The following is a 24,232-nucleotide window of genomic DNA, read 5'->3' on the forward strand; positions in this document are numbered from 1 at the left end:
TCTAGACCAAAAGGGGTCAGGCTCGGGCTGGCGTCGCTGCGCACAGAGGCGCAGTCAGGGCGACCAGCGCCCGTTCGAGCCCGTGGAGATGGGTGAGGGCCCGCTCGGCGCCGGGGTGGTGCGCCGGGGCGCTCACCGAGGCCGTGAGGACGCGTTCGGGCACCGCCCCGAGCAGGGTCTCCGCCGCGGCCTCGACGCGTCGGCACGCGGCCGTGAGACGAGCGTCGTGCGATGCCTCCGGGGCAGCGGCGAGGGCGGCCAGCCCGCGGGTCTCCCGGGCGCACACGTCCAGCAGCGCGAGGATGCTGCGGGCCCGCGCCTTGCGGGCCCGCAGCGGACTGAGCGGATGCACCAGCGGCGCGAGGGCCTGCCCCACCCGCGTCAGAAGCGCGTCGAGCTCCGCCGCCCGGGACGCCGGGTCCGCCTCCGCGTCGCCCGCCAGCCGCCGTGTCGAGGCGGCGGTGCAGTCGTGCACCGCCTGCACGGCCCGGCGCACCCACTGATCGGTGACCGCGTGCGTGGTGATCGGCAGGACGAAGGCGACGGCGAGCACGGCCGCCAGCGCCCCGACGCCCGTCTCCGCGAGGCGCAGACCGAGCAGGCCCGGGCGCAGGACGCCCAGGAGGCCGTACAGCAGGCCCGCCAGGACGGTGACGAAGAAGATCATCCAGCTGTAGGAGAGCGCCGCCGTGTAGAAGACGCCGAACACGCAGACGGCGGCGAGCGCCGCCGTGGGCACCGGGGCCCCGTGCAGCGGGACGGCGATCAGGAGTCCGGCGGCGACGCCGGTCACCGTGCCGAGAACGCGCCGGAAGCCCCGTACGAGGGTCTCACCGCGGGAGGCCGTGTTCACGAAGATCCACCAGACGGTGCCGACGGCCCAGTACCAGCGCTCGTGCGACAGCACCTGGCCCGCCGCGACCGCCACGGCACAGGCGGCGGTCGCCTGGAGGGCCTGGCGGGTGGCGGGCCGCGCGAGCCCCTTCCCGTCGAGCGGGGCGGGCGCAGCGGGCGGGGGCGTACGGCGCTCGACGCACCACACGCCGAACCGCACGGCCGATGCGGCGGCCAGTGACAGCACCACGGCCGCGGACAGCTCCGGGAGCAGACCGGGGACGGCGTGCAGGAACTGCGCGGTGAAGAAGCCCATGAACGCGAAGATGCCGAGTGCGTTGCCCCGCGGCCCCCAGCGCCGGGCGTGGACACCGGCGAAGACCACCGCGAGCCAGACCGCGTCCCGCACCACGGGCACGTCGTGCAGCGAGGTCGCGAACACCAGGACGGGCAGGCCGGCAGCGGGCAGCAGCGCGGTGGTGACCGCCTGGCCCCGCACGGTCGGGTCGGCGACCGTGAACAGCGCGAGGAGCGCGGCGAGCCCTCCGGCGACGGAGGCGGCCGGGGACAGCCCCGCCGCCTCGCACACGGTGACGGCCAGGCCGATGCCGAGCACCGCGCGCAGCGCGACCCGCAGCCGCAACAGCCCCGGATCCGGAGCCGTGAACATCTTCTTCACCGTCGGCAGTCCGCTCCCGCTTCATGTCGTCATCACCACGCCAGGACATGGGAATGGCGCCGCGGGCACGGATTCCGGCTTCTTCACCGGTCCTGCGCTACGCGGCGCCATCAATGGACACAAGGAAAGCATCTCGGAGGCAGTGGCTCAACCGATACACATTCGGCTGGGCCATTGGTACAGTTGAAGGCGATCCCTCAGTACGTCCGGGAGGCCAACGGACCATGGCCGTCGACGAACTCGACACCCGCATCCTGCGGCTGCTGCTCCGGGAACCGCGGACCAGTGTGCGCGAGTACGCGCGCATCCTGGGCATCGCCCGCGGCACCCTGCAGGCCCGGCTGGACCGTCTGGAGCGCGATGGTGTGATCACCGGCACGGGCCCCTCGCTGTCCCCCGCCGCGCTGGGCCACCCCGTCCTCGCGTTCGTGCACATCGAGGTCACGCAGGGGCACCTGGACGACGTCGGCGACGCCCTCGCGACCGTGCCGGAGATCGTGGAGGCGTTCTCGATCACCGGGGGCGGCGATCTGATGACCCGGGTCGTGGCCCGGGACAACGCCCACCTCGAGGACGTCATCCAGACGCTGATCAGCCTGCCCGGCGTCGTCCGCACCCGGACCGAGGTGGCCCTGCGTGAGCGTGTGCCGTACCGGCTGCTGCCGTTGGTGGAGTCGATCGGCCACGCGGCCGCGAACTGACCGCACCGGTGCCGCCGGACCGGGCGGGCCGCCGGGGCAGGGCCCGCCACCCCTCTTGGCATCCTTGACCTCATGAGCATCCTCGGCGCCACCGCGGTCATCTTCGATCTCGACGGAACCCTCGTGGACAGCGAGCCCAACTACTTCGAGGCGGGGCGGCAGCTCCTCGCCGAGCACGGCATCATGGGCTTCACCTGGGCGGAGCACCAGCGCTACGTGGGCATCAGCACGCGGGAGACGCTCGAACTGTGGAAGGAGCGCTACCGCATCGAGGCCCCGCTGGAGGAGTTGCTCGCCGGGACGAACCGCCGCTACCTGGACCTGGCCCGCGCCTCCACCCCGGTCTACCCGGAGATGCGGAAGTTCGTGGAACTGCTGGCCGCAGAGGGGGTCCCGATGGCGGTGGCCTCGGGCTCGTCACCGGAGGCCATCGAGGCGATCCTGGCGGGTACGGGACTCGCGTCCTGGTTCGCGGCGGCGGTCTCGGCCGACGAGGTCGCGCACGGCAAACCGGCACCGGACGTCTTCCTGGAGGCCGCCCGGCGCCTCGGCGCGCCCTTCGCCGACTGTGTGGTGCTGGAGGACGCGGCGCCGGGCGCCGCCGCCGCGCACGCTGCCGGGATGAGGTGCATCGCGATCCCGTACGTGGCCGCGCAGGCCGGCGATCCGGCGTTCGCGACCGCGGCCCTGCTGCTGCGCGGCGGGCAGGGGGAGTTCACGGCGCGCGCGGCCTACGCGTGGCTGGCGGACTCGGCTGCCGCGTCGTCGTAGGCGCCGCGTCGTCGTAGGCGCCGGGTCTGCGTGCGGCCCGACAGTCACGACACCTCGATCACGATCTTCCCGCGCCGGTGCCTCTCCTCCAGGGCCACGTACGCCTCCGCGGCCCGCTCCAGCGGCACCACGCGGTCCACACGCGGGACCAGCCTGCCCTCCGCGACCAGCCTGGACAGCTCCTCCAGGCCGGCCCGGTCGGGCTCGACGACGAAGAACACGCCCCCCTCCTTCGAGGGGTCCGGCGGGGCCACGATGCTCACCAGGACACCGCCGGGGCGCAGCACCTGCCAGGAGCGCTCCTGGGTGTCGCCGCCCACCGTGTCGAGAACCAGGTCTACGTCCCTCACGTGGTCCTCGAAGCGCTGCAGGCGGTAGTCGACCACCAGATCGGCTCCCAGGGCACGGACGAAGTCGGCGCCCTCCGCGGTGGCGGTCGCGATGACCGAGGCACCCAGCGCCACCGCGATCTGGACCGCGAGGGAACCGACACCGCCCGAGCCGCCGTGCACCAGCACCCGGGAACCCGGCCGCAGACCACCGTGCCGGACCAGGCCCTGCCACGCCGTCAGCCCGGCGAGCGGCAGCGCCGCCGCGTGGTCGTGGTCGAGCCGCGGGGGCTTGGCGGCGAGCACGGCCGCGGGAACGGCGGTGAACTCGGCGGCCGCCCCGTCCCGGGTGAACGGGATCAGCCCGTACACCTCGTCGCCCACGGCCCAGTCCGTCACCCCGGGGCCCGCCTCGGCGACGGCTCCGGACACCTCCTTGGAGGGGATGACCGGCACACGGGGGTTTCCGCTGCCGTCCAGACGATCGGTCCAGGTAGCGTCCCAGTCCAGCTCACCCAGGGTGATGGAAGCGGAACGCACGGCGACCAGCACCTCGCCCCCGCCCGGCACCGGGCGCGGCGCGACCTCGTAGGTCAGCTGTTCCGGGCCGCCGCGCCGGTGTCCTCGTACCGCGTGCATGGTGTTCATCTCGCCCTCCGGGTCCGGAACCGATATCTCCAGACTGGGGCCGCGGCCACCGTCCCGCACGGCTCGCCGGAGCGCGGCTACGACCGGCGGCGAGGCCTGCCGCGCCGGCCGCCCCTGGCGGTGCCCGAACCGCTCCGTGTGCTCTTGCCCGTCGTGCCCGTGCCCGTCGTCTTCGCCGCGGGCTTGCGCCGGCCGTCCAGCGCGTCCGGGCGCCCGCGCTGCGGCTGCACGGGGGCGGAGTGGGCAGAAGCGCGGCCCCGTGTGCTGTTGACCGTCCGCCCGCGGACGATCCCGATGAAGTCCTCGACCAGGTCGGTTTTCGCGTCCTGCGGCCACGACAGCGCGACGCTCGACTGCGGGGCGTCCACGACCGGCCGGTAGGTGAGGTCGCGGCGATGGTGCAGCCGCGCCAGCGACTGGGGGACGACGAGGAGGCCCACGCCCGCCGCCACGAGTTCCACGGCGTCCGCCGTGGTGGCGGGGCGCTCGAACGCGGGCCGCCCCGGCGGCTGGTCCCAGCCGAGGACGTCGTCGAGCGGGTGGAACACCACGTCGTCGGCGAGATCCCCGACGGACACCTCGTCCGCCGCGGTCACGATGTGGTCCTTGGGGACCACGACCACCGTCGTCTCGGTGTAGAGGGGGATCGCGCTGAAGACCGTGCGGTCGACCGGCAACCTCACCAGCCCCGCGTCCGCCGCTCCGTCGCGCAGTGCCTGGGACGCCTCGGCGGCCGGTACCTGAACGAGCGTCAGCGGGACGTGGGGCAGTCGCTCGTTCCAGATCCGTACCCACTTGGCGGGCGTCACCCCGGGGACGTAGGCGAGCCGGAACGACGGGGATGCTGCCGAGCCTGTCACGCTCCCAGGTTACCGTGCGTGGTCGGAGGCCCCCGACACGGCCGATAGTCTTGACAGCATGACGTCCCACCCGACCACCCAGACGATGAAGCCCGCGACCGCGGCGAAGAAACTGGGTGTGTACCTCCCCGCCACCCCCGCCGAGTTCCAGGAGGGCGCCGTCTCGCGCACCGAACTGAACGGGCTCCAGACCGATCCGCCCGAGTGGCTGCGGGAGCTGCGACGCAACGGCCCGCACCCCCGGCCGGTGGTCGCGGCGAAGTTGGGTGTCTCGATCGCGGGCCTCGCACGCGGCGGGGTCACAAAACCGCTCACCACCGAGCAGATCGAGGCGTTGAAGCAGGACCCGCCCGAGTGGCTGGAGAAGGAGCGCACCACCCAGGCCGGGGTCCGCAGGGAAGCGGCCCGTATCAGGGAGAAGAACGCGGCCGAGCGCGCCGAGCGGGTCCGCGGGCCGCGTTCCTGACTCACCCGTGCCGTGATCCGGTGCGCCCGGCGGATCAGGTCGCGCCCGAACCGCCGCTGCCGAACGAGCCGCTGGATCCGGGGCTCCGGCGGGGACGGTCCTGGTTCTCGCTGCGTTCGCCTGTGACGGCGTGGATCTCGTGCGGGGTGAGGCGTGCGCTCTCGTCCCCTGCGCGCGGCACCTCGTTCGGCTCCCTCAGCTCCCGGGCTGCCCCGACCGGGCCGGAGGGCGGCACGGCCGGGTGGTCCCAGCGCCGCGGCGGTGCCGGTTCCCGGCGGCGCACCCTGATGCCCGGCCGGACGGCCCACACCAGAGCCCCGGCGACGACGAGGCCGCCGATGAAGGCGACGAGAACGCCCCCGGCGGCATTCGAGGCGATCGCTTCCACAGGGATCGTGGTCATGCGGGGCCGGGTGCCCCAGCCCGTCGGACGAACACACCACGGAGGTTCGCGCTCCCCGAGTCGCACGCGTCCGCCCCGGCCCACCCTGGTGAACCCTCCCGCGACAGGCGTGGCGCGACGTCGGCCACGGAGTCCCGGCGATACCGTCGCGGCGAACGGTCGTGGTCAGGACCGGCGCCGTCGCCGGGGACCGGCTCCCTGCCCCCTTCTTCGTCCGGACCGGTTTCCCGCGGCGCGGCCGGGGCACCCGCGCTGCGCTCGCGTGCCGTCCGGCCCGTGCGACGGACCGACGGCCGCGCGGGGCGACGGCCCGTGGAGGAGGACGATGGCGGAACTGGCGAAGGGCTCGCCCGCTGCCCGGCGGAAGACCGCTCCGGTGCCCTCACTCGGCCGGGCGCTGCTGCGCTGGAGCACGACGACCGATCACAAGGTGATCGGTCGTCTCTACATGGTCACGGCCTTCTGCTTCTTCCTCTTCGCCGGTCTGCTGGCCCTGGGGATGCGGGCGGAGCTGGCCCGTCCCGGGCTGCAGTTCATGTCCCAGGACGCCTACAACCAGTTGTTCACGGTGCACGGCACGGTGATGATGCTGCTCTTCGCGACGCCCATGTTCGCCGGATTCGCCAACGCGGTGATGCCGCTGCAGATCGGCGCCCCGGACGTGGCGTTCCCGCGCCTGAACGCCCTGTCGTACTGGATGTACCTCTTCGGCGGGCTGATGGTCGCGTCGGGATTCGTGGTGCCCGGCGGGGCCGCGTCGTTCGGCTGGTTCGCCTACGCCCCGCTGAACAGCGCGTACCACTCCCCCGGTGCCGGTGGCGACCTGTGGGTGATGGGCCTGGTGGTGACGGGCGTGTCGACGACGCTTGGCGCGGTCAACTTCATCACCACGATCATGTGCCTGCGGGCCCCCGGGATGACGATGTTCCGGATGCCGATCTTCACCTGGAACGTGCTGTTCACCTCGGTCCTGGTGCTGCCCGCGTTTCCCGTCCTCACGGCGACGCTGCTCGGCCTGGAGGCGGACCGCAAGTTCGGGGCGCACGTCTTCGACGCCGCGAACGGCGGCGCCCTGCTGTGGCAGCACCTGTTCTGGTTCTTCGGCCACCCGGAGGTCTACATCGTCGCGCTGCCGTTCTTCGGGGTCGTGACGGAGATCATCCCGGTCTTCTCGCGCAAGCCCCAGTTCGGCTACCTGCCGATGATCGGTGCGACGATCGCGATCACCATGCTCTCGGCGGTCGTGTGGGCGCACCATATGTTCGCCACCGGGGCCGTGCTGCTGCCGTTCTTCTCTCTGACGTCGTTCCTGATCGCGGTGCCGACCGGGATCAAGTTCTTCGCGTGGATCGGCACGATGCACCGGGGGTCCCTGTCGTTCGAGACGCCGATGCTGTGGGCGCTCGGATTCCTCGTGTCGTTCCTCCTGGGCGGGCTCAGCGGCATCCTCATCGCCTCCCCGCCGCTCGACTTCCATGTCACCGACTCGTACTTCATCGTGGCGCATCTGCACTATGTGCTCTTCGGCACCGTGGTCTTCGCGATGTTCGCGGGCTTCTACTTCTGGTGGCCGAAGTTCACCGGGAAGATGCTGGACGAGCGGCTGGGCAAAGTGCACTTCTGGCTGCTGTTCCCCGGCTTCCAGCTGACCTTCCTGGTGCAGCACTGGCTGGGCGCGGAGGGCATGCCGCGCCGCTTCGCCGACTACCTACCGGCCGACGGCTTCACCCTGCTCAACACGCTGTCGTCCACGGGGGCGTTCCTGCTCGGGATCTCCACGCTGCCGTTCCTGTACAACGTCTGGCACACCGCCCGGCACGGTGAACGCGTCACGTCGGACGACCCCTGGGGATTCGGCCGGGCGCTCGAGTGGGCGACGTCCTGCCCGCCGCCGCGCCACAACTTCGTGGCGCTGCCGCGCGTGCGGTCCGAATCGCCGGCCTTCGACCTGCACCACCCCGAGACCGTGCGGCACTCTCTGGAGGAGGGACTGCGGTGAAGATCGAGGCACTGCTCTTCGGCGGCGTCGCCCTCTTCTTCGGGGCCTCCGCCGCGCTGTACGGCGCGTGGTCGGGCGAGCCGGCCGGTACGGCGGTACTGATCATCGCCTTCGGCATGGCCGCCCTGGTGTCCTTCTTCTGCGCGGTGCAGTACCGGCGCCGGGGGCGCCGCCCCCAGGACCGCACGGACGCCGAAGTGGCGGACGGATCCGGCCCCCTGGAGTTCTTCCCCGCGCACAGCCCCTGGCCCGTGATCACGGCGCTGGGTTTCACCGTCGCCGCCGTGGGGGTGGTCTACGGGCTGTGGCTGTTCCTCATCGGCGTCGGCGTACTGGTCCGGGGCGTTCTCGGGATGGCGTTCCAGTACGCGACTCGTGGGGGGTGAGCGGCTTCCTGGGCGCTCCGGGCCGGAACCGGGTGACGGGACGGTGGCCGCTCTCGTAGCCGCCTTCCACGGTCTGGCGGACCTCCCCGCTCTCCTCCCCCTCGCTCAGGCGCTGCTGCTCCTCCGCCAGCAGGGCGTGGCACAGCCGCCGGGTGAGCAGGAAGGCCAGGACCGGAGCCGCGATCAGGCAGACGCGCAGGATCCATGTCAGGGCGTTCAGGGAGACCTTGAAGGTGTCCGCGATGATGTCGTTGCCGCCAGCCAGCAGCAGGACGCCGTAGAAGGTGATGCCGGCGACACCGAGCCCGGTACGCACGGGACGGTCCCGCGGCCGGTCGCACCGGTGGCGTTCCTCACGCCACTCGCCGGTCAGCCGCTGCTCGACGAACGGGTAGGCGTACAGCACGAGGAACAGCAGGGCCGGCAGGACGACGGCCGGCAGCAGGACGTTCCACATGAGCGTGTGCCCGGCGACGTTCGTCTCCCAGGGCGGTACGAGCCTGAGCGCACCCTCCAGGAAGCCGACGTACCAGTCGGGCTGTGAGCCCGTGGACGCCTGGTCCGGCCGGTAGGGTCCGTACGCCCACACCGGGTTGATCTGGGCGAGGCCCCCGAGCAGCGCCGTCACGCCGAAGACGGTGAGGGCCAGCCCCGTCGAGGAGGCCGTGAACTGCGGGTAGAGCGGCTTGCCCACCACATTCCCGCTGGTCCTCCCCGGTCCGCGCCACTGAGTGTGCTTCAGGTGGAACACGAGGATCAGGTGCACGGTGACCAGACCGATCAGCACCCCGGGCAGCAGCAGGATGTGCAGGCCGTACAGACGGCTGATGAAGTCCTCTCCGGGGTACTGCGATCCGAAGACGAACATGCTCACGTACGTCCCCACGACCGGCAGGGACAGCATGATGCCGTCCGCGATGCGCAGCCCCGTGCCGGAGAGCAGGTCGTCGGGGAGCGAGTAGCCCGCGAAGCCCTCGGCGAGGGAGATCAGGAACAGGGTGACCCCGATGACCCAGTTGATCTCGCGGGGCCTGCGGAAGGCGCCCGTGAAGAAGATCCGCAGCAGGTGCACGCCGATCGCGGCGACGAACACCAGGGCCGCCCAGTGGTGCATCTGCCGGATCAGGAGGCCGCCGCGCACATCGAAGCTGATGTACAGGGTCGAGTCGAAGGCCGACGACATACGGACGCCCCGCAGCGGCACATACCGCCCGTCGTAGACGACTTCGCGCATCTCCGGGTGGAAGAAGAAGGTCAGCCACACGCCGGTCAGGACGAGGACGAGCAGGCTGTAGAGCGCGATCTCCCCGAGCAGGAACGACCAGTGCTCGGGAAACGCCTTGCGCAGCAGCCGCCCGCCGCCCTCCAGCACGGGCAGCCGTGCGTCCGCCGCGTCGGCGAGCCGTTCCCCGGGCCGGCAGGCCGCGGCCGCCGGCGGGCCGGGCGGCCGGCGCTCCCCGTCCACGCCGGCGGCGGGCCGTTCGTCCCGGTCCCGGTCCACGGAACGCCTCCTTCTGCGGTGCTCGCCGACCGCTCGCCGTCATGCATTGCCCTTCGGGTCGGCGGGGCGGGTACCCCGGCTCCGCGAAACACCCGCGCGCCGTCGGCGGTACACCCGTCCGGGTGAGCACGGCGCCGGCCCGCGGCTCCTTCGCGTTCCCCGCCGCGTACGGGACACGTATCCGCGTGCCGGGCGGCGGTCGGTGGTCCGCGGCCCTGCAGGGGGTGGGCCGGCCGCCTCGCCCCTGGTCAGGCGGCCCGGCTCGGTGGTGCGCAGCGGTCGGACAGGACGAGGACCGGGCCGGGCACGGGCTCGCCGGGAGCCCCTCCGCCCGGCGCCCCGGAGCACGCGGCGTGGGTCAGCAGGCCGGGCAGCGCGTCGGCGAGGTGCGCCCGGTACCGGGCCCCGTGATGCGACGGGCTGGGCACGACGGCATGGACGTCGACGCGCGGTGCCAGCTCGGCCGCCAGCCATTCGGTGAGTTCGGTCAGCGCGGCGAGGGCGGTGCCCTGCGCCCCGTCCCGGACCACGTCCGTCGCGGCGGTGACCACCGTGCCGCTGTGGTGGGCCATCCACCGCCGGTGGGCGTGCCGGATCCAGGTCAGGGGTGTGACGAGGTCCCGCTGCAGGTCGTTGCGCAGGCTCTGCGGGTCCAGTTCGATCAGCGGCCGGGGCCGGGGCGGAACGGCCACCAGGTTCACCAGGTGGTCGAGCCGCCCCAGGCGGCGGACGACGGTGCCGACCGCCCGGCCCACCGCGGCCGGATCACCGGGGTGGCAGGGGACGGCCAGCACCCGGTCGTCGGGATCGGAGGAGGAGGTGGCTGCGGCGGTGAGGTCGGCCGTCGCGCCCGCCACAGCCACCCGGGCGCCCTGTGCCAGGAGCACCTCCTTCATCGTCCCGGCGGGGTCCGCCCCGGTGAGGAGCGCGACCCGGCCGGACAGCAGACCGCGCTGTCCCATGTTCCCTTTCCCTTCCTCTTCCCTTCCTCCGTGCCCGTCGGCCGGCCGGGGTCAGTCGGTCCGCGGGGGCCGGCCGGTGAGCCCTGCGGTGATCAGGTCCATCACGGAGGCGTCGGCGAGCGTCGTGACATCGCCGGCCTCGCGGTTCTCGGCCACGTCGCGCAGCAGCCTGCGCATGATCTTCCCGGAGCGCGTCTTGGGCAGTTCCGGGACCACCAGGATCCGGCCGGGCTTGGCGATCGGACCGATCTCCCGCGCCACGTGCTCGCGCAGTGCCGCGGTCACCTCCGCCGCGTCCCCGTCGGTGGCGCCCGCGCGCAGGATCACGAAGGCCACGATCGCCTGCCCGGTGGTCGGGTCCGAGGCCCCCACCACCGCGGCCTCGGCCACCGAGGGGTGCGACACGAGCGCCGACTCGACCTCGGCGGTGGAGATCCGGTGCCCGGAGACGTTCATGACGTCATCCACGCGGCCCAGCAGCCAGATGTCGCCGTCCTCGTCGTAGCGGGCGCCGTCGCCGGCGAAGTAGTGGCCGCGGTGGGCGAAACGGGCCCAGTAGGTCTCGCGGTAGCGGTCCTCGTCGCCCCAGATGCCGCGCAGCATGGCCGGCCAGGGCTGGTCCAGCACGAGGTAGCCGCTCTCGCCCCGGCCGACCTCCCGGCCCTGGTCGTCGACGACCTTGGCGGAGACGCCCGGCAGCGGTGCCTGTGCCGAGCCGGGCTTGGCGGGCGCGGCTCCGGGAAGGGGCGCGATCATCACGGCGCCGGTCTCGGTCTGCCACCAGGTGTCCACGATCGGCACGCGGTCGCCGCCGATGTGCTTGCGGTACCAGCGCCACGCCTCGGGGTTGATGGGCTCCCCGACGCTGCCGAGCATGCCGATCGACGACAGGTCGTAGCGGGCCGGGAGCTGCTCGCCCCACTTCATGAACGTGCGGATCAGGGTGGGAGCGGTGTAGTAGACGGAGACCCCGTACTTCTCGATGACCTCGAAGTGCCGCCCCTCGTGCGGGGTGGTGGGCGTGCCCTCGTACAGGACCGACGTGGTCCGGTTGGCGAGCGGCCCGTAGACGATGTACGAGTGCCCGGTGATCCAGCCGATGTCGGCGGTGCACCAGTAGACGTCGGTGTCGGGGTCGAGGTCGAAGACGGCGCGGTGGGTGTACGCGGTCTGCGTGAGATAGCCGCCGGAGGTGTGCAGGATGCCCTTCGGCCTCCCGGTGGTGCCCGAGGTGTAGAGGATGAAGAGCGGGTGCTCGGCGTCGAACGCCTCGGGCCGGTGCTCGTCGGGCTGTGTGTCGACGAGGTCGTGCCACCACAGGTCGCGTCCCTCGGTCCAGGGCACCTCGGTGGCGGTACGCCGCACCACCAGGACGTGTTCGATGCTCGGGGCGTGCCGTGTCGCCTCGTCGGTGTTCGCCTTCATGGGTTCCGCACGGCCCCGGCGGTACTGCCCGTCCGAGGTGATCAGCAGGCGCGCCCCGGCGTCCTCGATGCGCGACTGCAGGGCAGCGGGCGAGAACCCGCCGAAGACCACGCTGTGCGGCAGCCCGAGCCGGGCGCAGGCCAGCATGGCGAACACGGCCTCGGGGATCATCGGAAGCTGGATGGCGACCCGGTCGCCGGCCCTCAGCCCCAGGGACAGCAGGGCGTTGGCGGTTCTGCAGACCTCGCGCCGGAGGTCCGCGTAGGTGATCGTGCGGGTGTCGCCGGGCTCGCCCTCCCAGTGGAAGGCGACCTGATCGCCGTGACCGGCCTCGACGTGCCGGTCGACGCAGTTGTACGCGACGTTCAGCCGTCCGCCGGTGAACCAGCGCGCGAACGGCGCGGCCGACCAGTCCAGGACCTCGGACCACCTGGTCTCCCAGTGCAGTTCTTCCGCCTGCCGCGACCAGAACGCCAGGCGGTCGGCCGCCGTCCGCTCGCCGGGCCGGGGCGCCGCCTTGGCCGCTTCGGCGGGCGGACCGCCGGCCGCGGGACGGGGATCGGGGCGCGGGGACATGCTGATTTCCTCCAGGTGCGCGGGTCGGGGCGACGGGCCTGCCGCTCGACGGGCCTGCCTCTCGGGGAGCGGTCACGGCACGGCCGTCACCAGGTCTCCACGGTGGCCGTGGCGGGTTGGTGCGAGGTTGGCGCCACGGGGCGGGGCTCCCAGGGGCGCCGTACGGAACGGCGGCCCGCACGACGCAGGGGCAGGGCGAGGCGGGGAACCAGCGGCGCGACGGTCCCGCGCCGCACGGCGCCGTGCCACACGCCCCATCCGTAGGCCAGATCGTCCAGGCGCCGGATCGCCGTGTACGTCAGCGGTCCCAGCGATGTCCCCGAACGGCGGTGGTCGGCCAGTCCTTCGGCGAGGGCGGCGGTGGCCAGGATCCACCGGGCCCGGCGGCCGGTGGCCGCGGCCGCCACGGCGAGCGGCCAGTGGTGCCGGGTGGCGCAGCGCAGCAGTTGCTCGGCGGTGCCGCGCAGCGCGGCGAGCGCCAGCAGGGTCCCGGCCCGGGCGGGGGCGGCGGCGTCCGGCATGTGCCGTGCCACCCGTACGGCGGTCGTCGCGGTCAGGGTGAGTGCCGCGGCCGCCGGCAGCGGTCTGCCCCGCAGGAGCAGCGCGCAGGCGGCGAGCGACCAGGGAGCGGCGTACAGCGGGGGCACCTGGCCGGGGTGACGCAGCGCCAGGTCGGCGGCGCCGGTGCCGTATCCGGCCCGCTGGGCGAGCCAGCCGCGCAGGTCGGTGCGGTGGCGGTGGCCCACGCGGACGGTGGGGACGTAGCGCAGCCGCCAGCCCGCCTCGTGCAGCCGCATGCACAGGTCGACGTCCTCCCCGACCCGCATGCCGGGGGCGAACCCGGTGCCGAGCGCGGACCGGCGGACCACGATGGTCGCGCTCGGGACGTAGGCGAGCATCGAGACCGGCACGACCGGGCCCTCCCGCGGCCCCATGTCGAGCGGCGAGCGGACCTGCTCGTAGCGGTCCAGGCGCCCCGGCCCGGGAACGGGCAGGGCGACCACCCTGGGGGCGGCGAGGGCCACGGCGGGGTCGCCGAACTGCGCCAGCAGCGGGGCGAGCCAGCCCCGTTCGGGCACGACGTCGGAGTCGCAGAACGCGACGTACGCCGTGCGGGCGTGCCGCAGCGCGGTGTTGCGGGCGGCGGCGGGGCCGAGGTTGCACGCGTGGACGAGCAGCCGGGCACCGTGCCGCCGGGCCGCCCGGGCGAGGGCGTCCGGGTCGCGGGAGCCGTCGTCCACCACCAGGACCGGCAGGGGCGCGGTGGCCGAGTCGGCGCGCAGCGCGGCCAGCAGTGCGTCGAGCTGGGCGGCCCGGTCGCGCACCGGGATCGCGATCGTGGTGTCGCGGACCGGTGCCAGCGGGGGGCGGGGGTGGGCCGCGCCCGCGTCCAGGAGCCGGCGGGCCAGTGCGGCGCTTGCTGCGTCCGTCACGACGAACCCGCCGTCCCGCAGCAGCCGGACCGCCGCGGGCTTCAGACGCAGCAGCCGGGGAGGCGAGCCGCCGAGCATCAGGTGGCCGTCGCGCGAGCGATGGGTGTCGTCGGCGAGTTCGATCGCGAACCCGTCGGGGAGGCGGACGAGGGGCGGGGGCGGCAGCACTCCCGGCGGTGGAGGGGGGCCCGCCCCGGGGTGTCCCGTCAGCCGTGTCATGCCGTGAACCCCCCGTCTGCGTGCAGCACCGAACCGGTGATAGCGAAGGACTCCGCCGAACAGGCCCAGGCCACCGCGGCGGCCACCTCCTCCGGCTCCAGCGGGCGTCCGGTGAGCTGCCGTTCGGAGAGCGTGTCGATGCCGGGCAGGCCGTACAGGCCGGCCGTGGCCCGCAGCATCTCCGTGCGGGTGGAGCCCGGGGACACGGCGACGGCGCCCACGCCGGTGTCCCGCAGGTCGCAGGCGAGGCCGCGGACCAGTCCGACCACCGCGTGCTTGGCGGCGCAGTAGGCGCCCAGGCCCCATAGCCCCCGGTGCGCGGCGGCCGAGGCGAGGGCGACGAACCGGCCGCTGCGGGGCCGCGGCCGGCGCAGCAGTGCGGGGACGGCGGCGCGCGCCAGGTGGGCCACGCCCAGGACGTCCACGTCGAGCAGCGTGCGCCACTGCGCGTCGCTCTGCTCCCACACCGGTTCCCCGCCGAGCATCACCGCCGCCGCGGCCACGGCGGCGTCGAGTCCGCCGAACTCGCTCTCGGCCGACGCGACGGCCAGGCCCAGCGCGCCCGCGTCCCGGACGTCCGCCCGGACGCTTCGGACATCCTCGAACTCCTCGGCCAGCGCGTCGAGCCGGTGCGGCTCTGCGAGCGGATAGGGCACGTCGGGGTCGTCGGCGCAGCGGTCGACGGCGACGACGGCCCAGCCGTCACGGGCCAACTGCCGGACGGTCGCCGCGCCGATGCCGCCGGCGGCGCCGGTGATGACGGCGACCCGGCGCCCGGTCACCGTCCGCCCCCCGTCCGGGCGGTGACCGGGCGCCGCTCGGACATGCCGAGCCGGCCCTGCGGGGAGACCTGCCAGTCGCGGATGTCGCAGGCCAGCCGGTCGGCCATCCGGTCGAGGAGCCGTTCGCCCTCGGCGGGCCCGGCTCCCGCCGGATCGCCGAGGACTCCGGACGGGCTGACACTGCGTACGGTCTCGGCGACCAGCCGGTCCATCAGCAGGTGGACCGGCTCGGTGGGCCCGGCGGCGGCCCTGTCACCGCGCACGGCCGAAGGCCGCAGCCGCAGCATCAGGGAGGTCTCGGTGCGGGCCGCGTGGGCGTCGCCGTCCGGCGGCAGGCACGGCCACCAGGCCGCGTCGCGGCTCTCGCCGCGCAGTCCGCGCACGGCGCCGGCCAGGCCGGCCAGGTTGCCGCCGTGGCCGTTGACCACCAGCAGGCGGCCCGCCCAGCGCAGCAGCGAACGGCCGGTCTCGGTCAGCAGCAGTCGCAGCGCGGCGTGCCCGAGGGAGACCGTGCCGGGGAAGCCCTCGTGTTCGCCGCTGGCGCCGTAGGGCTGGGGCGGCGCGATCACCAGGTCCAGTTCGCCGGCCAGCCGGGCCGCGGCGCGCTCGGTCACGGCCGAGGCCACCGCCGAGTCGGTGTCCAGCGGAAGGTGCGGGCCGTGCTGCTCGCAGGAGCCGAGGGGCAGCAGCACCAGGGGGCTGCGGCCCTCCAGGTCGGGCCAGGCCAGGTCCGACAGGCGCGTCGCCGCCGTCATGGCGCACCGCCCGTCACGGCCTCGGGCCCCATGTCACACCGTCCCCGGTGCGCCGGAGGCCACGCCGAGAATACGGGTGAAGCCGGGCGGGACGACCACGTCGTCGGGGGTCAGTTCGTGGACGGACGAGTGCCCCAGGCCGAGCAGTGCGGAGTCGATGCCGCGGCTGAGGACGTCGAGGACGTTCTCCACTCCGCTCTGGCCTCCCGCCGCCAGTCCCCACAGGTAGGCGCGGCCGATCATCACCGCCCGGGCGCCGAGCGCCAGCGCCTTGACCACGTCGCTGCCGCGGCGGACGCCGCCGTCAAGCAGCACCTCGACCTGGTCGCCGACCGCGGCCGCGACGGCGGGCAGGGCACGAATCGGTGCCGGGGTCGCGTCGAGGTTGTTGCCGCCGTGGTTGGACACGGAGATCGCGGTGACGCCCGCGTCGGCCGCACGGCGGGCGTCGTCCACGCGGCAGATGCCCTTGAGCAGGAACGGTCCGTCCCACTGCTCGCGCAGCCAGCGCACATCGTCCCACGACGGCGGGGGCGTCTGCATCCACTCGCCGTAGGCGCCGAAGAACGTCGGCGCGTCCTGGCCGGCCTCGGCGAGGTTCGGTGTCGTCAGGTCCGGGAGGCTGCGGGACTTCACGAAGTCCCACAGCCAGCGCGGACGGGCCAGTGCCTCGGGGGCGAACCGCGCCATGGCCTTGAGGTCGAGCCGTTCGGGGATCGCGGGGCTGCCCCAGTCGCGGCCGTAGGAGAAGGACCAGTCGAGGGTGACGATCAGTCCCTTGGCCCCCGCTTCGCGGGCGTACTCGATCCGCCGCTCCATCGAGTCCTTGGAACCCATCCAGTACATCTGGAAGAAGGTCCGCGGGTTCGCGGCCGCGACGTCACGCAGCGACTTGCTGGCGAACGAGCTGAGGCCCATCGCGGTGCCCCGCGCCGCGGCGGCGCGCGCGACGGCCACCTCGCCGTCCGGGTGCACGGCCTGCACGCCGGTCGGGGAGATGATCACCGGCAGGTCGATCTGCTGCCCCATGACGGTCGTGGACTTCTCGCGCTTGGCCGACAGCCCCGCCACGTGCGGGGCGAAGCCCAGCTCGGTGAAGGCGGTGGTGTTGTCGTCGTAGGAGACGCCCTTCTCGGATCCGGCGAGCAGCGCACTGTAGACGGACTTCGGCAGCCGCTTCCTCGCTCGCCGCTGGGCCTCGGCGACCGTCTCGATCCACCCGCTCATGTTCGTCCTCTTTCGTGTCGTGGGCCGGCCGCACCGTGTGTGGGGCCGGCGGTGCGGTGGTACGGCCGGTCACATCGGTTCCAGGCCGGCCAGGGGGCTCTCGTCGCAGCAGCGGCCCGGGCTGGGGGCACCTCCCAGCGGTAGCCGGGGGAGACTGCGGACGGCGGGCATCCCCAAGGGCACGGTGCGGTGCGAGTGGTCGTTGCCCTGGCGGGGAAGCGCGGAGCGGTCGGTGTCCGCGAGCGCGGCGGCGCCATGACCATGGACGCACTCCGGGTCGGGTCCGTCGAGCGGCAGGCCGGTGAAGAACTTCGCGGCCATGCAGCCGCCCTGGCAGGCGTCGTACGCCGCGCAGCCGGCGCAGGCTCCCGCGGTGGAGGGCCGGCGCAGACCGCGGAACAGCTCGGAGTCCCGCCACACCCGCTCGAAGCCTCCCGGCGCGCGGACGGTGCCCGCCCTGAACGCGTCGTGGATGGCGAACGGGCAGGCGTACACGTCGCCCACCGGGTCGATCAGGCACACCACGCGCCCGGCTCCGCACAGGTTGAGTCCGGGCAGCGGCTGGGAGCCGAGCGCATTGAGGTGGAAGAAGGAGTCGCCGGTGAGCACCTTCTCGCCGTGGCCCACGAGCCAGGTGTAGATCTCGCGCTGCTGCTCCACGGTGGGGTGCAGCTCGTCCCACACGTCGGCGCCCCGTCCGGAAGGCCGCAGCCGGGTGATGCGCAGCTGGGCACCGTACCGGTCCGCCAGTGCCGCGAAGTCATCCAGCTGCGGCACGTTCTGACGGGTCATCACAACCGAGATCTTGAAGTCCCGGAAGTCGGCCGCCGCGAGGTTCTCCATCGCGCGCACCGCCATGTCGTAGGAACCCCGGCCGCGCACCGCGTCATTGACCTCGCGGGTCGCGCCGTCCAGGGAGATCTGCACATCGACGTAGTCGGTGCCGGCCAGCCGCCGGGCGCGTTCGGGCGTCAGCCGCAGTCCGTTGGTGGAGAACTTCACGCCGACCTGGTGGGCGATCGCGTAGTCGAGCAGTTCCCAGAAGTCGGGGCGGACGGTGGGCTCGCCGCCGCCGACGTTGACGTAGAACACCTGCATGCGCTGGAGTTCGTCGATCACGGACTTGATCTCGTCCGTGGACAGCTCGGCCGGGTCGCGCCGTCCGGACGAGGACAAGCAGTGCGCACAGGAGAGGTTGCACGCGTACGTCCATTCCCAGGTCAGGCAGATCGGGGCGTGCAGTCCGCCCTTGAACTGCTCGACGAGGGCGGGGACGGGCGTGGCTTCATGGGTGACGGTCACCGCTGCGGCTCCGCTTCACTGGGTTCACTGGGGATGATCATCTCGGCGGCGGCGAGCGAGGCCAGCGCGCACCGGAGGGCGTCCCGGCGTCCCTCCGGCACGCCCGCCAGCGCCTCGCGCACGCTGCCGTGACCGCCCAGGCCGCGCACCAGCTCGACGAGCTCGGGTGCCTTCAGGAACGACAGTCGGCGGTTGCCGAAGTGGTACGCCAGCGCCCCGAAGGGTTCGGGGCGCAACGCGACGTCGGGGCTGAGCCGGTAGGGCCGGGCGGCGTCGAAGGGCGAGGGCATGGCGGTACGCCTAGTAGACGCCGCACATGCCGTCGATGGAGACCTCCTCGACGAGGACCTCCTCGGTCATGTCGTCCGCGGTCGCCGCGACGCTGTCGTCCTGCTCGACGGTACGGGTGTCGTTCTGCACGGCGGGCATGGCAGTCCTCCTGGAGCGGGGGCGGGAAGGGCGGGGATTCCGGGCCGCGGCACACGGGCCGGACAGCACTCGACGCTAGGCCGGACGTCCCCGCGTCTCGCCCTGCTTTCGGCCGCCCTCGCCCTGTCCGGTCGGACAGGTGGCCCGCCCCGCGGCCGGTCACCGCGGGGCGCCCCCTCCGATCGGGCAGGGCACGTCCCCTCCGTCCGCGCCCGCCTGCCGCCCGAGCGGCCGGTATCGCCGTTGCGGTGCGCTCCCCGAGGGTGATGCACGCCGCCAACTTCCGGCGCGTCCGTGCTCCACCCCGGACCTCTGCGCCGCCGGCCACGGAGCAGCCGTCGCAGTACACGCGCTTCACCGCGCGGAGAGGACAGTCGCGATCATGCAGGTCGAAGAACTTCTCAAGCCGTTTCCCATCAAGGAGTTCCACCCCTTCCCCCGGGCGCTCCTCGGGCCGGGTGCGCACGAACTGATCGGCCCGGAGGCCAAGAAGCTGGGCTTCCGGCGCACGCTGGTGATGACCACGGGGCTGCGCGGCAGCGACACCGTGCACAAGATCGTCGAGTCGATGAAGTACCACGGTCTCGAAGTCGTCCTGTACGACAAGGTCGAGTCGAACCCCAAGGACTACAACGTCATGGACTCCGTGGCGCTGTACCAGGAGAACAAGTGCGACTCTTTCGTCACCATCGGGGGCGGCTCCTCGCACGACGCCTGCAAGGGCGCCCGCATCTCGGTCGCCCACGACGGCCGCAACGTCAATGACTTCGAGGGCTTCAACAAGTCCGAGAACCCCAAGAACCCGCCGCACATCGCCGTGTCCACCACGGCGGGCACGGGGTCGGAGACCTCGTGGGCGTACGTCATCACCGACACCACGACCGACCCCGACAACCCCCACAAGTACGTGGCGTTCGACGACGCGTCGGTGGCCACGCTCGCGATCGACGACCCGACGCTGTACTACGACTGCCCGCTCGACTACACCGCGCAGTGCGGTTTCGACGTGCTCGCGCACGCCTCCGAGCCGTATGTGTCGCGGCTGAACTTCCAGCCGTCGCTGGGCAACGCGCTGCACGCCATCCGGCTGACCGCACAGCATCTGCGGCAGGCGGTGTGGAACGGCCAGGACCTGGCCGGGCGCGAGGGGATGATGTACGCGCAGTACATCGCGGCGCAGGCCTTCAATTCCGGTGGCCTCGGCATCATCCACTCCATCTCGCACGCGGTCAGCGCCTTCTACGACACCCACCACGGACTCAACAACGCCATCGCGCTGCCGCGCGTGTGGGCGTTCAACATGCCGGCCCACTACGAGCGTTTCGCGGACATCGCCGAGGTGATGGGCGTGGACACGCACGGCATGTCGAAGGTCAAGGCCGCCGAGGCGGCGCTCGCGGCGGGCATCCGGCTGCTGCGCGACGTCGGCATCCCGGAGAGGTTCGTGGACGTCAGGCAGGACACGTACTCCAAGAACCGGCTCGGTCAGGGCCCGACGAAGTTCTACGAGCAGGCCAAGGTGATCACGGGCGACGCCGGTGACGTCGACCGCATCACCAACCACGTCCTCGGTGACGCCTGCACCCCGGGCAACGCCAAGGAGTGCACGTTCGACACCGTCCGGCCCGTCGTCGAGCACTGCATGACCGGCGACCTGGACGACCTGCTCAGCTGAGCCCTTCCCGCCCGGGGGCGGGGAACGGACCGAGGTCGCCGTTGCCCGCCCCCGTCTCCCCGACGGAGGACCCGTGCCCGCCACACCCGACCGCCCCGCCGCATTCACCTCGGTCGAGAACGTCACCGAGCGTTTCGCCGACCACGGCTACATCGCCGACCGCCGGCTGGCCACGACCGTGTTCCTGCTGACCCGGCTGGACAAGCCGGTGCTCCTGGAGGGCCCGGCCGGCGTCGGCAAGACCGAACTGGCCAAGACCCTCGCCGCCGCCACCGGGCGCAGGCTGCTGCGCCTGCAGTGCTACGAGGGCCAGGACGAGAGCCGCGCCCTGTACGAGTGGGACTACGGCAAGCAGTTGCTGTACACGCAGATGCTGCGGGACAAGATCGGCGACCTCACCGCCGACGCCCCCGACCTGGCCTCTGCGGTGCAGCGGATCGAGGAGGAGGACAGCGTCTTCTTCTCCGACCGGTTCCTCGCGCCGCGCCCGCTGCTGGACGCCGTCCGCGGGGAGGAGCCCGCCGTCCTGCTCATCGACGAGGTGGACCGGGCGGACGAGGCGCTGGAGGCGGTGCTGCTCGAGTGCCTGGCCGAGTACCAGGTGTCGGTGCCCGAGATCGGCACGTACGCCGCGAAGATCCCGCCGTACGTCGTGCTGACCTCCAACAACACCCGCGATCTGTCGGCCGCGCTCAAGCGCCGCTGTCTGCATCTCTTCCTCGACTACCCCGACGCCGAGCGGGAGCTGGAGATCCTGCGCTCCAAGGACACCGGTCTGCCCGAGGCCGCCGCCCGCCATCTGGTCGAGGTGGTGCGCGGGCTGCGCGAGCTGGAGCTGCGCAAGAACCCCAGCATCTCCGAGACCGTGGACTGGGCCCGCACCCTCGCCGTCCTGGGTGTCGGGGAACTCGACCCCGGGGTGCTGGCCGACACAGCCAACGTCGTCCTCAAGTACGAGCGGGACCTGCACCGCGCGCTGGACGTCCTGCCGCGGCTCGTAGACCCCAACCGCGTGCTGCCCGAGCCGGACCACCACCACGACGGGCACGGTCGTCACCACGACGGGCACGGCCACCACCCCCATCAGCCGGGCGGGCACCACCACGGCCACCGCGACGCACCGCACGAGCAGCCCGACGAGGCGGACGGGCGCGCCCTGCGGGCGGCGATGGACCGGCAGGGCCGGCACGACGAGGGCTACTACGGGGCACCGGGATCCGGCCCGACGCGCCGCCCCGAGCCCGGTGCCGGGCAGGGTGCCCGCGCCTTCGCCGCCATAGCCCGCCGGCGCACCGACTGACTCGGGACAGGGGAGGCGGGTATGGAAGCCGGTGTGCACCGGTTCGTACGGGTGCTGCGGTTGTTCGGGCTGCGCGTGTCCGTGGCGGAGGCCATGGACGCGATGCGTGCGTCCGCCCAGCCCGGGGTGCTGGGCCGGCGCGGGACGCTGCGTGAGGCGCTGCGCATGACGCTGGTCAAGGACCGCCGCGACGAAGAACTGTTCGACGGACTCTTCGACGCGTTCTTCTCGCTCCGCCCGGTGGCCGGGGATGCCGACGGCCATGGCCACGGTCACGAGCACGACGACCTGGCCGACACGGGCGAACTGGAGTCGTACACCGTCTCCGACGAGCCGTCCGAGACCCCGCAGCAGGGGCACAGCCACGGCAAGCCGGCCGACATCCGCGACTTCTTCGACCAGCAGGACCTGGCCCAGCAGTACAACCTGCACCAGGAGGCCAACAAGATCGACCTGGCCTCGATGACCGACGAGATCGTGCTGTCCGAGGACGGCGGCAGCGACCCCTCGGACCGCGGCCCGTCCGTCCAGCTGGAGACCGAGCGGCTGCACGGCGCCGGCGTACCCGGGCAGCTCGCCGCGGCGACCGGGCAGCCCATCGACACCGAGCTGACCGTCGCCCGGCAGGACACCCTGCCCGGCCGGCTCGCGACGGAGTCCGACGACCCCGGCGGAAGCGACCTCCAGGCCCTGCGCCGTCGGCCGACCGGGGTCATCGACGACCTGCCCGAGCTGCTGAAGCGCCACCTCGACCGGCTGGCGGAACTGCAGTCGGTGGCGGTGGAGTCCGCCCGGATCGCCGAGCGGGCCCGCGTCGAGAGCGTCGACGAGGACGAACGCACCCGGCTGGAGGAGACCCTGCGCCGGGTCGGCCGCTCCCTCCACGGCGCGCTGACCAGCCGCAAACGCATCACCCCGCGGGGGCGCGTCCATCCCGGCCGCACCATGCGCCGCAACATGCGCTACGACGGCGTGCCGTTCCGGCCCGTCACCGTCACCCGTGCCGAGGACCGGCCGCGTCTGGTGGTGCTGGTGGACGTGTCGCTCTCGGTGCGGACGACCGCTCGCTTCACCCTGCACCTGGTGCACGGGCTGCAGTCCCTGTTCGGGCAGGTCCGCTCGTTCGCCTTCGTCGAAGAACCGACCGAGATCACCGAACTGTTCACCGAACACCCGCTGGAGCGGGCGCTGGGCCTGGTCTTCGACGGCCTCCCGGCCGGCGGGCTGCTCGACGTGGACGCGAACTCCGACTACGGCAGGACGTTCGAGCTGTTGCTGGCCGAGCACGCCCCCGCCCTGGGCAGGCGCACCACCCTGCTGGTGCTGGGCGACGGACGCGGCAACGGCAACGCCCCGGGGCTGCGCGCCTTCGAGGAGATCACCCGCAGGGTGCGGGAGACGATCTGGCTCACCCCCGAACCCCGGTTCTCCTGGGGCCTCGGCTCCTGCGACCTGCCGCGCTACGCCGAGCACTGCGACCGCGTGCAGGTGGTCGCCGACCTCGCGGGGCTGCAGCGCACGGCGCACCGGATGGCGGCGGAGGCGACCGGGCGATGAGCACCGCCGACCACCTTCCCCCGGCCCTCCTGGAGCTGCCGTCGTGAGCGTCCCCGGCCTCCGCATCGCCGTCGCCGCGCGCCGTATCGACCCGCTCGCGCCCCAAGCGCCCGGCCTGTACGCCGATCACCTGGTGCGCGTCCTGCGCGAGCAGCCGCTCGCCGACGGCACCGCCCAGGTGCCGGTCGTGCGCACCGAGCACTTCAGGCTGCGCCGCCGCGGCCGCCGCGTGGAACTGGGCCACTGGCTGCGCCCCGACCAGCTGGACAACGATCTGGCCGGGCTCCTCGCCGAGGAGTTGTTCGCGCCCGGCTGGCTGTCCGGGAGCGACATCTTCGAGCGGGTCTTCACCGGCGTCGTACGCTCCTGCGTGGACGGTCCCCTGCCCGCATGGGCCACCTTCTACGACAACACGCTCACCCGGATCCGGGAGTGCTGGCGCCGGCCGGCCGCGGCCACGCACTCCTCGATCGCGGGCTTCGCCCCCGTCTACCGCCGCACCCTGGACCTGGTCGGCGCGGGCAGCGTGCTCGACCTGGGGTCCTGCTTCGGCTTCCTGCCCCTGCTGCTGGCCGGGCGCCCCCAGAACACCGTCATCGCCTCGGACCTGGCGGGGGGCACCATGCGGCTGCTGTCCGCGGTGGCCCGCGTGCGGGACGTGCGGCTGGACACGCTCGCCTGCGACGCGGCGCGGGTGCCGCTGCCCGACCGCTCGGTGGACACCGTCACCGTCATCCACGTCCTGGAGCACCTGGATCCGGAGCACGGCGAGGCCGTGGTGCGGGAGGCCCTGCGGCTGGCCCGGCGCCGGGTGGTGGTGGCGGTGCCGTACGAGGACGAGCCGACCGCCGCCTACGGGCACGTCCGCTCCTTCGGCCGGGGCACGCTCGCGGCCCTGGGACGCGGCACGGGCCTGCCGGCCACGGTGGGCGACCACCACGGGGGCTGGCTGGTGATCGACGTGGGGCGACCCGCCGGGTGACCCGCCGGGCGGCCCTTCGGTGCGGCCCCTG

At 73.2% G+C, this 24,232-nt stretch carries 24 protein-coding genes; 10 read left to right on the forward strand and 14 right to left on the reverse strand.

All coding sequences use genetic code 11. The annotated features are described in order from the left end of the window. Positions 1–16: 16 nt before the first annotated feature. Positions 17–1,504 (reverse strand): FUSC family protein, encoded by a 1,488-nt coding sequence (locus tag ACFSL4_RS05630; protein WP_381079140.1) that lies wholly within the window; start codon positions 1,502–1,504, stop codon positions 17–19. On the opposite strand from ACFSL4_RS05630, the gene ACFSL4_RS05635 reads away from it, so the two are divergent. The 3 genes from ACFSL4_RS05635 (at position 1,497) to ACFSL4_RS05645 (ending at position 2,985) form a co-directional block, all read left to right on the forward strand. After that, positions 1,497–1,700 carry a hypothetical protein gene (locus ACFSL4_RS05635; protein ID WP_381079142.1) on the forward strand — a complete coding sequence of 68 codons (204 nt, stop codon included), beginning with the start codon at positions 1,497–1,499 and terminating at the stop codon, positions 1,698–1,700. The two genes, ACFSL4_RS05630 and ACFSL4_RS05635, sit on opposite strands and share 8 nt — an antisense overlap. 37 nt (positions 1,701–1,737) lie before the next feature. Continuing rightward, complete coding sequence (locus ACFSL4_RS05640) at positions 1,738–2,214, forward strand: Lrp/AsnC family transcriptional regulator (RefSeq protein WP_381079144.1); 477 nt, start codon at positions 1,738–1,740, stop codon at positions 2,212–2,214. A gap of 72 nt (positions 2,215–2,286) precedes the next feature. Continuing rightward, positions 2,287–2,985, forward strand: a complete 699-nt coding sequence (locus tag ACFSL4_RS05645; RefSeq protein WP_381079146.1) for an HAD family hydrolase — start codon at positions 2,287–2,289, stop codon at positions 2,983–2,985. A gap of 44 nt (positions 2,986–3,029) precedes the next feature. Here the strand turns inward: ACFSL4_RS05645 and ACFSL4_RS05650 are convergent, their stop codons facing one another. Both ACFSL4_RS05650 and ACFSL4_RS05655 read right to left on the reverse strand, forming a co-directional pair. After that, positions 3,030–3,962, reverse strand: a complete 933-nt coding sequence (locus ACFSL4_RS05650) for an NADP-dependent oxidoreductase (RefSeq protein ID WP_381079148.1) — start codon at positions 3,960–3,962, stop codon at positions 3,030–3,032. A 77-nt stretch (positions 3,963–4,039) separates the two neighbouring features. Continuing rightward, entirely contained in the window at positions 4,040–4,822 is a 783-nt protein-coding gene (locus ACFSL4_RS05655) for a LysR family substrate-binding domain-containing protein (RefSeq protein WP_381079150.1), read from the reverse strand. A gap of 58 nt (positions 4,823–4,880) precedes the next feature. Between ACFSL4_RS05655 and ACFSL4_RS05660 the strand changes: the two genes are divergently transcribed. Continuing rightward, complete coding sequence (locus ACFSL4_RS05660) at positions 4,881–5,288, forward strand: DUF5997 family protein (RefSeq protein ID WP_381079152.1); 408 nt, start codon at positions 4,881–4,883, stop codon at positions 5,286–5,288. A gap of 34 nt (positions 5,289–5,322) precedes the next feature. Here the strand turns inward: ACFSL4_RS05660 and ACFSL4_RS05665 are convergent, their stop codons facing one another. Further along, a complete protein-coding gene (locus ACFSL4_RS05665) occupies positions 5,323–5,691 on the reverse strand; it encodes a DUF6479 family protein (protein ID WP_381079154.1) in 369 nt (122 codons plus the stop codon). A gap of 325 nt (positions 5,692–6,016) precedes the next feature. On the opposite strand from ACFSL4_RS05665, the gene ctaD reads away from it, so the two are divergent. Together ctaD and ctaF are read left to right on the forward strand one after the other, a co-directional pair. Further along, on the forward strand, positions 6,017–7,690 hold the full coding sequence (gene ctaD / locus ACFSL4_RS05670) for an aa3-type cytochrome oxidase subunit I (protein WP_381079156.1): 1,674 nt from the start codon (positions 6,017–6,019) through the stop codon (positions 7,688–7,690). Beyond that, entirely contained in the window at positions 7,687–8,076 is a 390-nt protein-coding gene (gene ctaF, locus ACFSL4_RS05675; RefSeq protein WP_381079158.1) for an aa3-type cytochrome oxidase subunit IV, read from the forward strand. The genes ctaD and ctaF overlap by 4 nt, the downstream gene beginning before the upstream one ends. Here the strand turns inward: ctaF and qcrB are convergent. The 10 genes from qcrB to mftA all read right to left on the reverse strand — a co-directional run bounded on the left by qcrB (position 8,006) and on the right by mftA (position 18,687). Beyond that, positions 8,006–9,454, reverse strand: a complete 1,449-nt coding sequence (gene qcrB, locus ACFSL4_RS05680) for a cytochrome bc1 complex cytochrome b subunit (RefSeq protein WP_465269750.1) — start codon at positions 9,452–9,454, stop codon at positions 8,006–8,008. The genes ctaF and qcrB overlap by 71 nt on opposite strands. A gap of 371 nt (positions 9,455–9,825) precedes the next feature. Further along, complete coding sequence (locus ACFSL4_RS05685; protein ID WP_381079160.1) at positions 9,826–10,539, reverse strand: SDR family oxidoreductase; 714 nt, start codon at positions 10,537–10,539, stop codon at positions 9,826–9,828. Between the two features lie 51 nt (positions 10,540–10,590). Beyond that, positions 10,591–12,540: an acetate--CoA ligase gene (gene acs, locus ACFSL4_RS05690; protein WP_381079162.1), complete on the reverse strand. Its 1,950-nt coding sequence runs from the start codon at positions 12,538–12,540 to the stop codon at positions 10,591–10,593. 86 nt (positions 12,541–12,626) lie between these two features. Continuing rightward, a complete protein-coding gene (mftF, locus tag ACFSL4_RS05695; protein ID WP_381079164.1) occupies positions 12,627–14,192 on the reverse strand; it encodes a mycofactocin biosynthesis glycosyltransferase MftF in 1,566 nt (521 codons plus the stop codon). Then, entirely contained in the window at positions 14,189–14,974 is a 786-nt protein-coding gene (locus tag ACFSL4_RS05700; protein ID WP_381079166.1) for a mycofactocin-coupled SDR family oxidoreductase, read from the reverse strand. Before ACFSL4_RS05700 ends, mftF begins: the two co-directional genes overlap by 4 nt. After that, positions 14,971–15,729, reverse strand: a complete 759-nt coding sequence (gene mftE / locus ACFSL4_RS05705) for a mycofactocin biosynthesis peptidyl-dipeptidase MftE (protein ID WP_381079168.1) — start codon at positions 15,727–15,729, stop codon at positions 14,971–14,973. Before mftE ends, ACFSL4_RS05700 begins: the two co-directional genes overlap by 4 nt. Before the next feature lie 33 nt (positions 15,730–15,762). Next, on the reverse strand, positions 15,763–16,956 hold the full coding sequence (gene mftD / locus ACFSL4_RS05710) for a pre-mycofactocin synthase MftD (protein ID WP_381079170.1): 1,194 nt from the start codon (positions 16,954–16,956) through the stop codon (positions 15,763–15,765). Between the two features lie 69 nt (positions 16,957–17,025). Beyond that, on the reverse strand, positions 17,026–18,258 hold the full coding sequence (gene mftC, locus ACFSL4_RS05715) for a mycofactocin radical SAM maturase (protein ID WP_381079172.1): 1,233 nt from the start codon (positions 18,256–18,258) through the stop codon (positions 17,026–17,028). Beyond that, on the reverse strand, positions 18,255–18,548 hold the full coding sequence (gene mftB / locus ACFSL4_RS05720) for a mycofactocin biosynthesis chaperone MftB (protein WP_381079174.1): 294 nt from the start codon (positions 18,546–18,548) through the stop codon (positions 18,255–18,257). Before mftB ends, mftC begins: the two co-directional genes overlap by 4 nt. Positions 18,549–18,558: 10 nt before the next feature. After that, positions 18,559–18,687 (reverse strand): mycofactocin precursor MftA, encoded by a 129-nt coding sequence (gene mftA, locus ACFSL4_RS05725; protein ID WP_381079176.1) that lies wholly within the window; start codon positions 18,685–18,687, stop codon positions 18,559–18,561. A gap of 382 nt (positions 18,688–19,069) precedes the next feature. Between mftA and mdo the strand changes: the two genes are divergently transcribed. The 4 genes from mdo (at position 19,070) to mftM (ending at position 24,201) form a co-directional block, all read left to right on the forward strand. Further along, complete coding sequence (gene mdo / locus ACFSL4_RS05730) at positions 19,070–20,362, forward strand: NDMA-dependent methanol dehydrogenase (RefSeq protein WP_381079178.1); 1,293 nt, start codon at positions 19,070–19,072, stop codon at positions 20,360–20,362. 73 nt (positions 20,363–20,435) lie between these two features. Further along, entirely contained in the window at positions 20,436–21,662 is a 1,227-nt protein-coding gene (locus ACFSL4_RS05735) for an AAA family ATPase (RefSeq protein ID WP_381079181.1), read from the forward strand. A 21-nt stretch (positions 21,663–21,683) separates the two neighbouring features. After that, positions 21,684–23,219 carry a VWA domain-containing protein gene (locus ACFSL4_RS05740; RefSeq protein WP_381079183.1) on the forward strand — a complete coding sequence of 512 codons (1,536 nt, stop codon included), beginning with the start codon at positions 21,684–21,686 and terminating at the stop codon, positions 23,217–23,219. A 43-nt stretch (positions 23,220–23,262) separates the two neighbouring features. Next, complete coding sequence (mftM, locus tag ACFSL4_RS05745) at positions 23,263–24,201, forward strand: mycofactocin oligosaccharide methyltransferase MftM (protein WP_381079185.1); 939 nt, start codon at positions 23,263–23,265, stop codon at positions 24,199–24,201. Positions 24,202–24,232 lie beyond the last annotated feature (31 nt).

Origin of the sequence: Streptomyces caeni, assembly GCF_042678285.1 — a bacterium.
Taxonomy (GTDB): domain Bacteria; phylum Actinomycetota; class Actinomycetes; order Streptomycetales; family Streptomycetaceae; genus Streptomyces; species Streptomyces caeni.

What these genes read in the sequence shown, in the direction of transcription:
- ACFSL4_RS05630 (WP_381079140.1), bottom strand. Translation starts at nt 1,504, where the DNA reads ATGTTCACGGCTCCGGATCCGGGGCTGTTGCGGCTGCGGGTCGCGCTG.
- ACFSL4_RS05640 (WP_381079144.1), top strand. Translation starts at nt 1,738, where the DNA reads ATGGCCGTCGACGAACTCGACACCCGCATCCTGCGGCTGCTGCTCCGG.
- ACFSL4_RS05645 (WP_381079146.1), top strand. Translation starts at nt 2,287, where the DNA reads ATGAGCATCCTCGGCGCCACCGCGGTCATCTTCGATCTCGACGGAACC.
- ACFSL4_RS05650 (WP_381079148.1), bottom strand. Translation starts at nt 3,962, where the DNA reads ATGAACACCATGCACGCGGTACGAGGACACCGGCGCGGCGGCCCGGAA.
- ACFSL4_RS05660 (WP_381079152.1), top strand. Translation starts at nt 4,881, where the DNA reads ATGACGTCCCACCCGACCACCCAGACGATGAAGCCCGCGACCGCGGCG.
- ACFSL4_RS05665 (WP_381079154.1), bottom strand. Translation starts at nt 5,691, where the DNA reads ATGACCACGATCCCTGTGGAAGCGATCGCCTCGAATGCCGCCGGGGGC.
- ctaD (WP_381079156.1), top strand. Translation starts at nt 6,017, where the DNA reads ATGGCGGAACTGGCGAAGGGCTCGCCCGCTGCCCGGCGGAAGACCGCT.
- ACFSL4_RS05685 (WP_381079160.1), bottom strand. Translation starts at nt 10,539, where the DNA reads ATGGGACAGCGCGGTCTGCTGTCCGGCCGGGTCGCGCTCCTCACCGGG.
- acs (WP_381079162.1), bottom strand. Translation starts at nt 12,540, where the DNA reads ATGTCCCCGCGCCCCGATCCCCGTCCCGCGGCCGGCGGTCCGCCCGCC.
- mftF (WP_381079164.1), bottom strand. Translation starts at nt 14,192, where the DNA reads ATGACACGGCTGACGGGACACCCCGGGGCGGGCCCCCCTCCACCGCCG.
- mftE (WP_381079168.1), bottom strand. Translation starts at nt 15,729, where the DNA reads ATGACGGCGGCGACGCGCCTGTCGGACCTGGCCTGGCCCGACCTGGAG.
- mftD (WP_381079170.1), bottom strand. Translation starts at nt 16,956, where the DNA reads ATGAGCGGGTGGATCGAGACGGTCGCCGAGGCCCAGCGGCGAGCGAGG.
- mftB (WP_381079174.1), bottom strand. Translation starts at nt 18,548, where the DNA reads ATGCCCTCGCCCTTCGACGCCGCCCGGCCCTACCGGCTCAGCCCCGAC.
- mftA (WP_381079176.1), bottom strand. Translation starts at nt 18,687, where the DNA reads ATGCCCGCCGTGCAGAACGACACCCGTACCGTCGAGCAGGACGACAGC.
- mdo (WP_381079178.1), top strand. Translation starts at nt 19,070, where the DNA reads ATGCAGGTCGAAGAACTTCTCAAGCCGTTTCCCATCAAGGAGTTCCAC.
- ACFSL4_RS05740 (WP_381079183.1), top strand. Translation starts at nt 21,684, where the DNA reads ATGGAAGCCGGTGTGCACCGGTTCGTACGGGTGCTGCGGTTGTTCGGG.